Source organism: Agrobacterium sp. CNPSo 3708, assembly GCF_028674915.1.
GTDB lineage: Bacteria > Pseudomonadota > Alphaproteobacteria > Rhizobiales > Rhizobiaceae > Agrobacterium > Agrobacterium cavarae.
Genome location: NZ_JAQZSF010000001.1, coordinates 143244 through 157153, shown reverse-complemented (window position 1 = coordinate 157153; position 13910 = coordinate 143244). Strand labels below are relative to the sequence as shown.

Annotated in this window: 12 protein-coding genes; 6 read left to right on the top strand and 6 right to left on the bottom strand. The window is 57.9% G+C overall.

Annotated features, from left to right (window positions below; all coding sequences use genetic code 11):
- Nucleotides 1–11 precede the first annotated feature (11 nt).
- The 3 genes from zwf to PVA19_RS00695 form a co-directional block, all read right to left on the bottom strand.
- Complete coding sequence (zwf, locus tag PVA19_RS00705; RefSeq protein WP_062438714.1) at nt 12–1487, bottom strand: glucose-6-phosphate dehydrogenase; 1476 nt, start codon at nt 1485–1487, stop codon at nt 12–14.
- Between the two features lie 156 nt (nt 1488–1643).
- Nucleotides 1644–2930: an NAD(P)/FAD-dependent oxidoreductase gene (locus tag PVA19_RS00700; protein ID WP_274100870.1), complete on the bottom strand. Its 1287-nt coding sequence runs from the start codon at nt 2928–2930 to the stop codon at nt 1644–1646.
- Between the two features lie 10 nt (nt 2931–2940).
- On the bottom strand, nt 2941–4377 hold the full coding sequence (locus tag PVA19_RS00695; protein ID WP_062426035.1) for a glutamine synthetase family protein: 1437 nt from the start codon (nt 4375–4377) through the stop codon (nt 2941–2943).
- Nucleotides 4378–4504: 127 nt separating this feature from the next.
- Here PVA19_RS00695 and PVA19_RS00690 point away from each other — a divergent pair, with 127 nt between their 5' ends.
- Complete coding sequence (locus PVA19_RS00690; protein WP_274100869.1) at nt 4505–5689, top strand: NAD(P)/FAD-dependent oxidoreductase; 1185 nt, start codon at nt 4505–4507, stop codon at nt 5687–5689.
- A 124-nt stretch (nt 5690–5813) separates the two neighbouring features.
- On the opposite strand, the gene PVA19_RS00685 is transcribed toward PVA19_RS00690, so the two are convergent.
- The gene (locus PVA19_RS00685; protein ID WP_274100868.1) at nt 5814–6314 is read right to left on the bottom strand and encodes a hypothetical protein; all 501 of its coding nucleotides are present in this window, start codon (nt 6312–6314) and stop codon (nt 5814–5816) included.
- Here PVA19_RS00685 and PVA19_RS00680 point away from each other — a divergent pair.
- Nucleotides 6304–7173: a LysR family transcriptional regulator gene (locus tag PVA19_RS00680; RefSeq protein ID WP_274100867.1), complete on the top strand. Its 870-nt coding sequence runs from the start codon at nt 6304–6306 to the stop codon at nt 7171–7173. The genes PVA19_RS00685 and PVA19_RS00680 overlap by 11 nt on opposite strands.
- Here PVA19_RS00680 and PVA19_RS00675 read toward each other — a convergent pair.
- Together PVA19_RS00675 and aceA are read right to left on the bottom strand one after the other, a co-directional pair.
- On the bottom strand, nt 7170–7415 hold the full coding sequence (locus PVA19_RS00675; RefSeq protein ID WP_062426031.1) for an SMc00767 family acetate metabolism repressor: 246 nt from the start codon (nt 7413–7415) through the stop codon (nt 7170–7172). The two genes, PVA19_RS00680 and PVA19_RS00675, sit on opposite strands and share 4 nt — an antisense overlap.
- Nucleotides 7416–7517: 102 nt before the next feature.
- Nucleotides 7518–8807: an isocitrate lyase gene (gene aceA / locus PVA19_RS00670; protein ID WP_274100866.1), complete on the bottom strand. Its 1290-nt coding sequence runs from the start codon at nt 8805–8807 to the stop codon at nt 7518–7520.
- 240 nt (nt 8808–9047) lie between these two features.
- Between aceA and PVA19_RS00665 the strand changes: the two genes are divergently transcribed.
- From PVA19_RS00665 to PVA19_RS00650, 4 genes are all read left to right on the top strand, one after another.
- On the top strand, nt 9048–10466 hold the full coding sequence (locus PVA19_RS00665) for a helix-turn-helix domain-containing protein (RefSeq protein ID WP_062426189.1): 1419 nt from the start codon (nt 9048–9050) through the stop codon (nt 10464–10466).
- Nucleotides 10467–10652: 186 nt separating this feature from the next.
- A complete protein-coding gene (locus PVA19_RS00660; RefSeq protein WP_274100865.1) occupies nt 10653–11750 on the top strand; it encodes a polyamine ABC transporter substrate-binding protein in 1098 nt (365 codons plus the stop codon).
- An 80-nt stretch (nt 11751–11830) separates the two neighbouring features.
- Nucleotides 11831–12988 (top strand): ABC transporter ATP-binding protein, encoded by a 1158-nt coding sequence (locus PVA19_RS00655; protein ID WP_274100864.1) that lies wholly within the window; start codon nt 11831–11833, stop codon nt 12986–12988.
- 11 nt (nt 12989–12999) lie between these two features.
- On the top strand, nt 13000–13908 hold the full coding sequence (locus PVA19_RS00650; protein WP_062426027.1) for an ABC transporter permease: 909 nt from the start codon (nt 13000–13002) through the stop codon (nt 13906–13908).
- Nucleotides 13909–13910 lie beyond the last annotated feature (2 nt).

The window sequence follows — 13910 nt, the reverse complement described above, 5'->3', positions numbered from 1 at the left end:
CGCATCTTCCTTTAGTCGGCTTCATGCCAGGTACGACCGTCGCGCTCGATCAGCGCGATCGCGCCGCTCGGTCCCCAGGTGCCGGAGGTGTAACCCTGCACGCCCTGGCCGACGGCTTCCCAGCTTTTCAGGATCGGATCGACCCAGTTCCATGCCGCTTCCACTTCGTCGCGACGCATGAAGAGCGTCTGGTTCGAGCGGATCGTGTCCATCAACAGACGCTCATAGGCATCTGGATTGCGCACGTTGAAGGCTTGGGCAAAGCTCATATCAAGCGACACCTGACGCAGGCGCATGCCGCCTGGACCCGGATCCTTGATGAGCAGTGACTGCTTGACGCCTTCGTCCGGCTGCAGACGGATCACTAGCTTGTTGGCTTCGATCTTGCCGGCCGTATCGTCGAAGATCGAATGCGGGATCTGCTTGAAGGTGACGACGATTTCCGAAACGCGGGTTGCAAGTCGCTTGCCGGTACGGATGTAGAAAGGCACGCCTGCCCAGCGCCAGTTGCCGATTTCAGCCTTGAGGGCGACGAAGGTTTCGGTGTTGGAAACGCCGCCTTCCAGCTCTTCCAGATAACCCTTGACCGCTCCGCCTGCCGAGGCGCCAGCGCGGTATTGTCCACGCACGGTGTTCTTCTCGACATTGGCTTGCGTGATGGGTTTCAGCGAGCGCAGAACCTTCAGCTTCTCGTCACGCACCGCTTCGGCGTTCATCGAGGAGGGGGGCTCCATTGCAACAAGGCAAAGCAGCTGAAGAATATGGTTCTGCACCATATCGCGAAGCGCGCCAGCCTTGTCGTAGTAACCTGCACGACCTTCGAGCCCGACGGATTCCGCCACGGTGATCTGCACGTGGTCGATATGGGTGGAATTCCACAGCGGTTCAAAGAGCGCGTTGGCAAAGCGCAGAACCATGAGGTTCTGAACGGTTTCCTTGCCGAGATAATGGTCGATACGGAAGATCTGCTCTTCCTTGAAGACGTTACCAAGCGTGTCGTTCAGCTCCAACGCGGAGGCGAGGTCACGTCCGATCGGCTTTTCCACCACGATGCGGGTGGATTTGGTGATCAGCTTGTGATCGCGGATCTTGGAGGCGATGTCGCCGAAAATTCCAGGTGCGACGGCAAGATAGAAAGCGCGGATGCGATCCTTGCCTTCATCGAGAAGCTTCTTCAGCTTGTCCCAGCCATCGTCGGACTTGGCATCGACGGGAATGTAGAAGAGGCGCGCGCAAAACTTTGCGACTTGCTCCTCGTCATATTCGCCGGACTTCAAATGCTCCTTCAGGGCATCCTGCGCAAACTTCCGGTATTCCTCATGCGTCATGACAGAGCGGGAAGCGCCGATGATGCGGGTCGGTTCGGTCAGTTGGCCTTCCACTTGGCGGTGGTAAAGGGCGGGCAGAAGCTTGCGTTCTGCCAGATCGCCGGTGCCGCCAAAGACGACGCAATCAAAGGGGTCAACGGGAATAATTTGACTGCTCATGTCGATTCTCTCGATCTCTACACGTTAGGGGCATCCATAATCTAATCGATTTAAAAATGCCAGAGTTGATGTACGAAAATAATGAATTTTGCTGCTGGCCCGTCATGCCGGCAGGTGTCCAATCGTTGCTTTTGCACAATGCGAAGGCAGACGCGTTCAAAACCTGTCCCGTAATGCATACCACGTCAGCGCCAGAAACAGGAGTGGCGCCCGCAGCGATGTACCACCTGGAAAGGATGGAACATCGAGCGCCGCGAACTGGTCGAGTGCCTTGTCCTTATTGATCACCATGTCGGCGTAAAGCTTGCCGCAATAGTTGGACAGCATCACCCCGTGTCCGGAATAGCCGCCGATGGAAAGGACACCCGGCATGACCTCGCGCACGAAGGGCTGGCGTGTCAGCGTAATGCCAACGGACCCACCCCAGGCATGTGTCATCTCGATATTCGCAAGCGCGGGGTAGATTTCCGAAATCTGCTTGCGGATATGCTTGGAAATGTCGCGCGGCGAGTCGGCCGTATAGGCTTCCCGCCCGCCGAACAACAGGCGGTTGTCCGGCGTCTTGCGGAAGTAGCGCACCACGAAGCGTGAATCCGCCACCGCTTCCTTCTCTGGAATGATTGACGGAAACTGATCGAGCGGTGCTGTCGCCCCGATGAAGGAGCGGATCGGCATCACATGCGCTGCAGTGACGGGCTCCAGATTGCCGATATAGGCATTGGTCGCAATCAGCACTCGGGTTGCGGTGATCGTACCAGACGGCGTTTCGATCAGCGTCTTGCCGCCGGACTGGCGGATAGACTTGGCCGGTGTCATTTCGAAGATATCGGCACCCGCCGCTTTCGTAGCCTTCGCCAGTCCCACGAGAAGTTTCAGGGGGTGAATATGACCGGTGCCGGTGTCGCGCACGCCGCAATGATAATGCGACGATCCCAGCCGATCTGCGGTTTCTGCCTTCTCCATGAAGGCGATTTCCTCATAGCCGTAGCGGCCCACCATGGCCTCGACGCTATCACGATAGCTCTTTTCATAGGCACGCTTATGCGAGACGTTCAACTGCCCCGGCTGGAACTCCATGTCGATCTGGTTGTCGCGGGCAAAGTCGAGCACATAGTGCTTGGCGTTTTCCGCGAGATCGAACAGCGCCTTGGAGCGTTCGAAACCGATCTTTTCTTCAAGCTCGTCCGGCCAGGCGCGCTGGCCTGTGCCGAACTGTCCGCCATTGCGCCCCGACGCGCCATCACCGAAGCGATGGGCCTCGATCAGGGTAACGGCAATGCCGACGCGCGCCAGATTATAGGCCGCCTGAAGGCCGGTGAAGCCGCCGCCGATAATGGCGACATCGACCGTGCACGAGCCATCCATCGTCGGATACTCCGGACGCTCCGCAACAGTCTCCTGATACCATGAAACGCCCGGCGCTATCGGGCTCTGCCATGCCATATCGTTCACCTCACACGTTCAGCAGCAGGAACTCGCGCTCCCATGGGCTGATCACCTGCATGAAGGTTTCGAACTCGCCGCGTTTCAGGCCGGCATAAAGACCGACGAACTCGTTGCCGAAGATGCGTTCGAACTGCTGCTCCTGTTCCAGAAGTGCGACGGCTTCGAGCAGACCGCGTGGAAGCTCGATGGAGCCTTCATTGGCAGTCTCGTAGGTTGGCTCCGTCGGTTCGATATTGTTCATGATGCCAAGCCAGCCGCAGCCGAGCGATGCGGCAAGCGCGAGATACGGATTGGCATCCGAACTCGGCAGGCGGTTCTCCACGCGCCGTGCCTGCGGTCCGGAAATCGGTACGCGAAACGCCGTGGTGCGGTTGTCGTAACCCCAGGCATTGTTCACCGGGCAGGCCATATCCGGCGTCAGGCGACGATAGGAGTTCACGTAAGGCGCCAGCATCACCAACGCGTTCGGCACGTAGCGCTGCATGCCGCCAACGAAGGAGAAGAATTCCTTCGACGGGGTGCCATCCTTGTTGGAAAACACGTTCTGGCCGGTCTCGATATCGATGACGGACTGGTGGATGTGCATGGCCGAACCGGGCTGAGCCTGCATGGGTTTAGCCATGAAGGTGGCGTAGATGCCATGTTTCAGCGCGGCTTCGCGAATGGTCCGCTTGAAGAGAAACACCTGATCGGCAAGTTCGACCGGATCGCCATGGCGCAGGTTGATTTCCAGCTGCGCCGGACCCTCTTCATGAATGAGGGTGTCGATTTCCAGACCCTGCTTTTCCGAGAAATGATAGATATCGTCGATCAATTCGTCGAATTCGTTGATGCCGGCAATCGAATAGCTCTGACCGCCGACGATGGAGCGACCGGAACGACCCTTTGGCGGATGCAGCGGATAATCCGGGTCGTCATTCATCGCCACGAGATAGAACTCGATTTCCGGCGCCACGACCGGCTTCCAGCCCTTGTCCTGATAAAGAGACAGCACATTCTTCAAGACGTTGCGCGGCGTGTAGGAAACGGGTTTGCCTTCCTGATCCACAACATCACAGATGACCTGTGCGGTCGGATCGCTTTCCCACGGGACGACGGAGAGGGTGGAGAGATCGGGCACCAGCTTCAGGTCGCTGTCGCGCGGCTCATAGCGGAAGTTCGCAGTCTCATCCGGATAATCGCCGGAAATGGTATGACGATAAAGCGCGGAGGGCAGCGCCAGCGAGGTGTCGCCGGTGAACTTTGCCGTCGGCATCATCTTGCCGCGCGCAACGCCTGCCAGATCGGGGGTGATGCATTCAATGTCTTCGATCCCGCGTACCTTCAGCCATTGCGCCGCTTCGCGCCATGTGGAGACGCCGCGGGTAGAGGAGAGTTCAACGGGTGGTTTCTTCGCCATGGTTGCCGGTTTCTTCGGGCGGAGCATGGTTTTCTTGGGGGGCATAAATCACCGGTGTCTGTTTCGACTGGGGGCATAATAGTCAGACTTTGACAATTGGCGAGAGGGGAATGCGCATTGACAAGAAGCATGACTTCGAAAAGAGGGAGTGCAACAAGGATAAGGAAAATCCATGACGGAAAAATGTGATGTGCTGATTTTGGGCGCAGGCGCCGCAGGCATGATGTGTGCCATCCGTGCCGGTCAGCGCGGCCGCTCCGTCATCATCCTCGACCATGCCAAGGCGCCGGGAGAGAAAATCCGCATCTCCGGCGGCGGGCGCTGCAACTTTACCAACATCCACGCCGGGCCGAAGAACTATCTATCGCAAAACCCGCATTTCGCCAAATCGGCGCTCGCCCGCTACACACCGCGCGACTTTCTCGATCTGGTGGAGAAGCACAAGATCGCCTGGCACGAGAAGACACTCGGCCAGCTCTTCTGCGACGACAGCGCCAAAGACATCATTCGCATGCTGCTGACGGAGATGCAGGCTGTTGGTGCCAAGCTGCGACTACAGACTGAGATCACATCGGTCGAGGGCATGGCAACAGGTGGCTTTCGCGTAACGACCTCGCGAGGTACGATCGAGGCAAAGAGCCTCGTCGTTGCCACCGGCGGTAAGTCGATCCCCAAGATGGGCTCCACTGGCTTTGCTTACAAGCTTGCCGAGCAATTCGGGCTCCCTCTGGTCGAGCCGCGTCCCGGTCTGGTGCCGCTAACACTCGATCCGTCGCAGTTAGAGCGGCTGTCGCCTCTCTCCGGCGTCGCGGTCCCAGCCGATATCTCGCATGGGAAAACGACGTTTCGCGAAGCGCTGCTCTTCACCCACCGCGGCTTGAGTGGTCCTTCCATTTTGCAGATCTCATCCTATTGGCGGGAAGGCGATGCCATTCGCCTGAAGCTCGAGCCTGATATCGATATCACCGAGAAACTGAAGGCCGCCAAGAAAGCCAATGGTCGTCAATCCGCCCAGACGGCGCTTGGCGAGATTTTGCCGAAGCGGCTTGCGCAATATCTGGTGGAGCAATCGGGCCTCACCAGCCATCTCGCCGATCTTTCCGACAAGGCGCTGATGGCTCTGGCGGCCAGCGCGCAGGACTGGCAGATCAGGCCCTCCGGCTCGGAAGGATACCGGACCGCCGAAGTCACGCTTGGCGGCGTCGATACCGCCCACCTCGATTCCAGAACCATGCAGACAAAAGCTGTTCCTGGCCTCTATTTCATCGGCGAAGGTGTGGATGTGACGGGGTGGCTTGGCGGCTATAATTTCCAGTGGGCCTGGGCATCCGGTTACGCCGCAGGCGAGTCCGTTTAGGGCAAATCCCGTCAGCCTGTGTCCGCCGAATTTGCTTGAACGGCTTCCCCTGACGCATTCTGAGTGCAAAGCGGAAACCACTCTCGCCAGAAATGCTGCAACGCGGCGATGCTTTAACATCTTGTTAAGAGGCGCGAGTCATGCTGACCTCTATGCCAGCACAACGCGAGTTGGAACATGAGGTCTCGCTGGACGCCGGAACCCGGCATTGATCGGTCAAGTTTTTCGTTGGAAGCCGCTCATGATGATGTCCAGAAATCGCGCCCGCGCCGTCGCTATTGCCCGCACGCGTAATGACAACCTCCTCGTTACCTTTCGCCTCAGCCTGATCGCGGCTGGCGCTCTGGCCGCCCTGATCGCAATCGCGTTCTGAGCTGCGCCTGACGTCTTTAAAGGCTGAAACCATGCGGGTTAAGATGCTCGGTCCGCGAAATTCAGCGTAGAATTTTTCCTCCGCTTCGCGGCGCGCCTTTGGACCTTGAGGTTCGGGTGTCTTGATCATGCCATAGGCGAGATAGAGTCCGTGCATGGTGATCTCCGTTGATCGGTCGATCTGACTCTGCACCCAAATTTCTGCTTTATCTGCCGCCAGCATTGGCTTATGTTTTTCATTCATGAAAAACATCGGATGGGATTCCTACCAGCTTTTCCTCGACGTTGCGCGCGGCGGCGGCCTGACAGGTGCGGCGGCCACGTCTGGCCTCAGCCCGGCAACGATCGGTCGCAGAATGCTGGAACTCGAACAGCGGATCGGCAAGGTTCTCTTCGTCAGAAGCCAGACGGGCTACGCCCTGACGGCAGATGGGCGCATGCTTCTCGACAATCTTCATCTTATGGAAAACGCTGCGGGTTCGATCGAAGGCTGGCGAAAATCCAGCGCGACCTCTTCGCTGGTGCGCGTTGCGCTCGGCACATGGAATGCTCAACTGATCATGAGCAATTTCTCCGCCATTTGCAGCGAGCGAGACAGCTTTCGCATCGATCTTTTTATCGCCGAACAGAGAGCAGCGCTGACCCATCGCGAGAACGATATCGGTATCCGCGCTTTCGAGCCGGAGGAGCGCAATCTCGCTGCGATCAAGACTGGCAATGTCGCCTACGCCGCCTACAGACTGCGCAATGCGCCGCAATCTTTGGCGGATCGCTGGATTGTCGTGGACAAAGAAAATGCGATTTCCGCCTATTTGCGCTGGCCATATGAGGCGAGGGCGGAGCACATCGTCGTCACCGTGAACAGGCCTTCAGGTCTGCGCGAACTGGTTCTGTCCGGTGCCGGCACGGCAGTGCTACCATGCTTCATCGGCGATGCAGATGCGCGGCTGGTGCGAGAGGGCGCAGAGATCGATGAACTGCGTCATCCACAGTGGCTGGTCATGAACAATGAAGACCGCCACCGCCGCGATATACGGACGGTGGCGGACCGAATGGTGAGGCTCATCAAGCAGCATTCCGACCTTTATGCCGGACGCGGCGTACCGGACTAGGCCGCAGCCTTGCTCTGCGCGACGATGACCGGAATCAGCAGATCGCCCCAGTTTCCGTCGCCGCCATGGTGGCGGGCGGAGCGGACGAGTTCTACGGAGATTCCCGCCTCGACCGCATTCATGACCGCCTGGTTGAGGCGGTGCAGGTCGTTTGCCAGCATACGAATGGCAGCCTGTTGGTCCTGCGTCATGGCAGAGGACTGTTCTTCTGCCCGTTCTCTAACTCTCGAAATCGAAGCCATTGTCTTTCCTCCTCAAAGAGCATGCCGCGCAAAGCTGTTGAGCGGTTTGCGGATAACGACATGCGTTAACAAAAGTACCTGAAGCGTTTCACACTTCCGATGTTATTCTGCGGCCGGGCGGAACTGGTCGTGCTCGGTCGATTCCTTCATGGCGGTGGTGGATGAGGTGCCGCCGGAAATCGCGACGGAGACCGCGTCGAAATAGCCGGTGCCGACTTCGCGCTGGTGCTTGGTTGCGGTGTAGCCGTTGATTTCGGCTGCAAATTCCGCCTCCTGAAGCTCCGAATAGGCTGCCATCTGGCGATCCTTGTAGCCGCGTGCCAGTTCGAACATGCCGTAATTCAACTGGTGGAAACCGGCAAGTGTGATGAACTGGAACTTGTAGCCCATCGCTCCCAACTCGCGCTGGAACTTCGCAATCGTCGCGTCGTCCAGGTGCTTCTTCCAGTTGAAGGACGGCGAGCAGTTGTAGGCAAGCTTCTTGCCCGGATGAACCTTGTGAACACCTTCGGCAAACTTGCGGGCCTGCTCCAGATCCGGCTTGGATGTTTCACACCAGATCAGATCGCAGTAGGGCGCGTAGGCATTGGCGCGGGCGATGCAGGGCTCAAGCCCGTTCTTCACCTGATAGAAACCTTCGACCGTGCGGCCGGCATCGTAATCGACAAAGGGGCGGTCCCGCTCGTCGATATCGGATGTCAGAAGCTTTGCCGCTTCCGCGTCGGTTCTGGCAATGACCAGCGTCGGAACGCCCATGACGTCTGCTGCAAGGCGCGCTGCCGTGAGGTTACGGATATGCGCCGCCGTCGGGATCAGAACCTTGCCGCCGAGATGGCCGCACTTCTTTTCCGATGCCAGCTGATCCTCATAGTGAACGCCCGCCGCGCCCGCCTCGATGAAGGCCTTCATGATTTCGAAGGCGTTGAGCGGACCGCCGAAGCCGGCTTCGGCATCGGCAACGATCGGCGCGAACCATGTGTCGACCGAAAGCCCTTTGCCTTCGGCAGTTTCGATCTGGTCGGCGCGCTGAAGCGTGCGGTTGATGCGCTTGGCAAGTTCGGGTGCGGCATTCGCCGGATATAGCGACTGATCAGGATACATCGCGGATGCGGTGTTTGCGTCTGCCGCAACCTGCCAACCCGAAAGATAGATGGCCTTCAGACCGGCGCGAACCATCTGCATGGCCTGGTTGCCGGAAAGCGCACCGAGTGCATTGACGAAGCTTTCTTCGTTGATCAACTTCCAAAGGCGGTCGGCGCCCATTTCGGCCAGCGAATAGCGGATATCGACCGAGCCGCGCAGCTTCAAAACATCGTCCGCCGTGTAGGTGCGCTCGATGCCGTCGAAGCGTCCATTCGGAGCATTTGGAACAAGCTTGTAAAAATCAGTCACATCTCTCTCCCATATCTGTGTGCTGTCACTTCCCGCTGCTTTTACTTTGGATCGATAGCAGCGATCTGATGTGACTGAATTTACATTTATCGGTTTTCTATAGCTAGATGAAAAGGAAAAACAGTGACTTGAAACGGGTTATGGTGTATCGTCTTTGACAGAATGTCTTTGTAAAAATGTAAATTTTGTAAAAGAGAAGAGCGCTCATCTTTTGTGAGCTTTTGTCAAAGGGAAGGGATGATGGCGGAAACCAAGATCTTTGCAGGGCCGCGCGTGCGCCGGGTGCGAAACGGCTTGGGCCTGACGCAGACCGCCATGGCGGAAGCGCTGTCAATCTCACCTTCCTATCTCAATCTGATCGAGCGCAACCAGCGTCCCTTGACGGTGCAACTGCTGCTTAAACTTGCCTCCGTCTACAAGGTCGATCTCGACGATCTGCAAGGCGAAAGCGGCGGCACGGCCAGCCAGTTGCGGGAGATCTTCGCCGATCCGCTGCTGGCAGGTGAAATTCCCTCGCCACAGGAGCTTGTCGAAGTGGCCGAAGCCGCACCCAACGCCGCCATGGGCGTGGTCAAGCTCTACCGGGCCTATAGCGAACAGGCCAAGCGCCTTAGCGATCTTTCCGACCTTCTGGCGCGCGAGGGCCATCAGACGACCTTGTCGGCCACACGCCTGCCGATCGACGAGGTCCGGCAGATATTCGAGAGCAGACCCGCCCATTTCGCTCTTCTGGATGGCGCGGCGGAGAGTTTCCATGCGGCACTCGGAGCGAGCGACGATCTGGCATCGGCTTTGAAATCCTGGTTGCAGAAGAACCACGGCATCATCGTGCGCAGCCTGCCGGTCCATGTCATGCCGAATCTGCGCCGCCGATATGACCGGCATTCCATGCGTCTGTTTCTGTCCGAACGGCTGTCGATGCATGACCAGCTTCGGGAACTGGCGATGGAAGTGTCTTTGCTCGCGCTGACGGATGAAATCTCGCAGGAGCTGGAGGCGCTTGCGCTTTCAAATGAAGAAGCAAAGCGCATCGCTCGTTTTGAACTCGCGCGCTATGCCGCCCACGCTTTGATGATGCCCTATGCTGCCTACCTGGCTGCGGCCCAGCGGGCGCGCTACGATATCGACGTGCTGCGCGCGCGCTTCAACGTCTCTTTCGAACAGGCAGCCAATCGTCTTGTCTCATTGGCAAAGCCGGGATCGTCGGCAGTCCCCTTCTTCATGATGGAGACCGACAGTGCCGGAAACCGCTTTCGCAAGGCAGGCGCGCAGGGCTTTCCGCAAGCGAAATTCGGCGGTCTCTGTCCTAGGCTCAATATTCATGCGGCCTTTGCCCAGCCAGGGCAGATACTGGTTGAGAGTACGGAAATGCCGGACGGCGCTTCCTACATCACCATCTCACGCACGCTCGAAGGACCTCAGGCCGGTTTCGGGGAACGGGTGCGCCGTACGGCTCTGATGATCGTGACAGAAACGGCGCACGCGAAGGATATCGTCTATGGTGAAGCGCTCTCTGCTTCGGCCAGTGCAGTCGCCATCGGACCGTCTTGCCGATTGTGTGAAAGACAGGGCTGCCTGTCGCGAGCGGAGGCACCGCTGACACGTCCGCTCGGTCTCGATGAAATGGTGACGGGCCTCAGCGTCTTCGATTTTCAATAACTTGGCTCAAAGAGTCCAGCGTTGCCGGGCTTTTGTACAGGTCTTCAGCCACCTCGCCGAAATGTCATCTGCCTGAAATTTTCGCACTGCACATTTCTGCTTGCGGAGGCTGATTTTCCTTCTTAGTCTCTGCCAAAACAAAGGGGTTTGCGCAGTTTCTCGTCATGCGCCACATCAGGAGAAATCATGAGTTATCGATCGCTTCGTTTCACCCTGGCTTTTGCCACGGCCGTTCTCTCTGCCGGCGCTGCCTTTGCCCAGGAAAAGGTCGTCCACGTCTATAACTGGTCCGACTATATCGACCCTTCGATCCTTGAAGACTTTACCAAGGAGACGGGCATCAAGGTCGTCTACGACGTTTATGACGGCAACGAAGTTCTGGAAACGAAGCTCTTGGCGGGGAATTCCGGCTATGATGTCGTGGCCCCCACATCGCCCTTCCTCGCACGCCAGATCAAGCCGGGTGTTTATCAGAAGCTCGACAAGTCCAAGCTTCCGAACCTGAAGAACATGTGGCCGGAAATTACCACGCGTCTGGCGCAGTACGACCCCGGCAACGAATACGCCGTCAACTACATGTGGGGCACGACCGGCATCGGCTACAATGTCGCCAAGGTCAAGGCGGCTCTCGGTGACGTAAAGGTGGATAGCTGGGACATTCTGTTCAAACCGGAAAACGCAAAGAAGCTGCAGTCCTGCGGCATCAATATTCTCGACGCATCGGACGAGACCTTTGCAATTGCCATGAACTATTTGGGCAAGAACCCGGATAGCAAGGAGACAGCCGATCTGGAAGCTGGCGGCGATGTCTACAAGGCGATCCGTCCCTATGTGAAGACGTTCAATTCCTCCGCCTATATCGATGAGCTTGCCAATGGCGATAGCTGCATCACCATCGGCTGGTCCGGCGACGTGCTGCAGGCCAAAACCCGCGCCGAGGAAGCCAAGAACGGCGTCGAGGTCAACTACGTCATCCCGAAGGAAGGAACCTATATCTGGATGGACTCCTTCGCCATTCCAGCCGATGCCAAGAATGTCGAAGAGGCGCATGCCTTCATCAACTATATGATGAAGCCGGAAGTGGCTGCGAAGGCTTCGGACTTTGTTCAATACGCCAACGGTAATCTTGCGTCCCAGGCGCTGATGAACCCGGCGGTTGCGAAGAATCCTTCGGTTTATCCAGACGAGGCGACGATGAAGAAGCTCTTCACCATCTCGCCATACGGGCCGCGTGAACAGCGCGTTCTGAACCGTATCTGGACCCAGATAAAAACCGGCACCTGATCGGATTTGGACAAAAGGGGCAGGCGGTGACAGCCTGCCCCTTTCACGTTTGGCACTCTCGCAATCAAACAGAGCAGGTCATGGCGAAATCACTCGGCCCGGTAAAACGCAAATTCTCTCCCTGGACAGATCCATCCTCGGTCCCTTTCATCCGGTTCGAAAACGTGACCAAGCGATTTGGTGATTTCACTGCCGTCGACAATCTGACGCTGGATATTTACGAGCGCGAGTTCTTCTCCCTGCTCGGGCCATCCGGTTGCGGCAAGACCACGCTGATGCGCATGCTGGCAGGCTTTGAGGAGCCGACCTCGGGGCGTATTCTCCTACAGGGAAAAGACATTTCCGGCGTGCCTCCCTACAAGCGCCCGACCAATATGATGTTTCAGTCTTACGCGCTGTTCCCCCACATGTCGGTGGAAAAGAACATCGCCTTCGGTCTGGAGCAGGACGGCCTGCCGAAAGCCGATATTGCAAACCGCGTCGCGGAGATGCTGCGCCTCGTCAAGCTCACCGAGTTTGCCAAGCGCAAACCAAGCCAGCTTTCGGGTGGTCAGCGTCAGCGTGTGGCGCTTGCCCGTTCGCTCGCCAAGCGCCCCAAAGTACTGCTCCTCGATGAGCCGCTCGGTGCTCTCGACAAGAAGCTGCGCGAAGAAACCCAGTTCGAAATCATGGATCTGCAGCAGACGCTGGGCCTCACCTTCCTGATCGTCACCCACGACCAGGAGGAGGCGATGACCGTCTCGGACCGTATTGCGGTCATGGACAAGGGTATCGTCGTGCAGGTCGCAACGCCTGCCGAAATCTACGAGGCGCCGAACAGTCGCTACGTGGCCGACTTCATCGGCGATATCAATATTTTCGAGGCGAAGGTCGAGAGCAAGGCGCCCGCAGAAGGCAAGCCCGCTCAGGTCGTGCTGGATTGCGAGGGGCTGAAGGTGACGGTGGAGCAGGAATGTCAGGCCGCTGTCGGCAGCCAGGTGGCCTTTGCCGTTCGACCGGAGAAGGTCCGCATCTCGCTCGACGCGCCGGCCGATGAAACGGTAAATGTCGCGCATGGCGAGGTTTGGGATATCGGCTATTTGGGAGATTTCTCCATCTTCATCGTCAAGCTCGATGATGGGCGCATCATGCGTGCCGCCCAGGCCAATGTCTCGCGCCTGGTCGATCGCCCCATCACCTTCGATGACAAGGTATGGCTCACCTGGAAATCCGATTCCGGCCTGGTTCTGACGCGATAGGAGAGCGACAAATGGCGATCCCTTCTCCTGAAAGCCGCCGAAACCCACTGCAATGGCTTGTGGTGGCCGTTCCTTATTTTTGGCTGTTCCTGTTCTTCGCAGCGCCCTTCTTCATCATTGTGAAGATCTCGCTCTCCGATACCGCGATCGCCATGCCGCCCTACGTGCCGGTCTTCGAAGGCTTCAGCCGGATCGGTGAGTTCTTCTCTCAGCTCGATTTCGACAACTATATCTTCCTGACTGAAGACCCCCTTTACATCGAAGCCTATCTCTCCTCGCTGCGGATCGCCGTCATTTCAACGGTGCTGCTCCTTCTTGTCGGATATCCGATGGCGCTTGCTATGGCGCGCGCCCCGAGCCACGTCCGCCCGACGCTGGTGATGCTCGTCATCCTTCCGTTCTGGACGTCATTTCTCATCCGCGTTTACGCCTGGATCGGTATTCTGAAGCCGGAAGGGCTGTTGACCGTGCTGTTCCAGTCGCTCGGCCTTCTTGGGCCTGACGAGCAGGTGAACATTTTCCGCACCGAGACTTCGGTCTTCATAGGTATCGTCTATTCCTATCTTCCCTTCATGGTGCTGCCGCTCTATTCGGCGCTGGAAAAGCTCGACAACACATTGTTGGAAGCCGCCGCCGATCTTGGCTGCCCGCCCTGGAAAGCCTTCTGGAAAATCACCTTCCCCCTGTCGCTGCCGGGTGTCGTGGCAGGTTCGATGATCTGCTTTATTCCCATCACCGGCGAGTTCGTCATTCCCGATCTTCTCGGCGGCGCTCAGACGCTGATGATCGGCAAGACGCTGTGGACGGAGTTCTTCGGCAACCGCGACTGGCCGCTCGCCTCGGCGGTGGCCGTCATCCTGCTCCTCCTGCTGGTGGTGCCGATCGCCATCTTCCAGAACCAGCAGAAAAAGGTGGGTTGAGC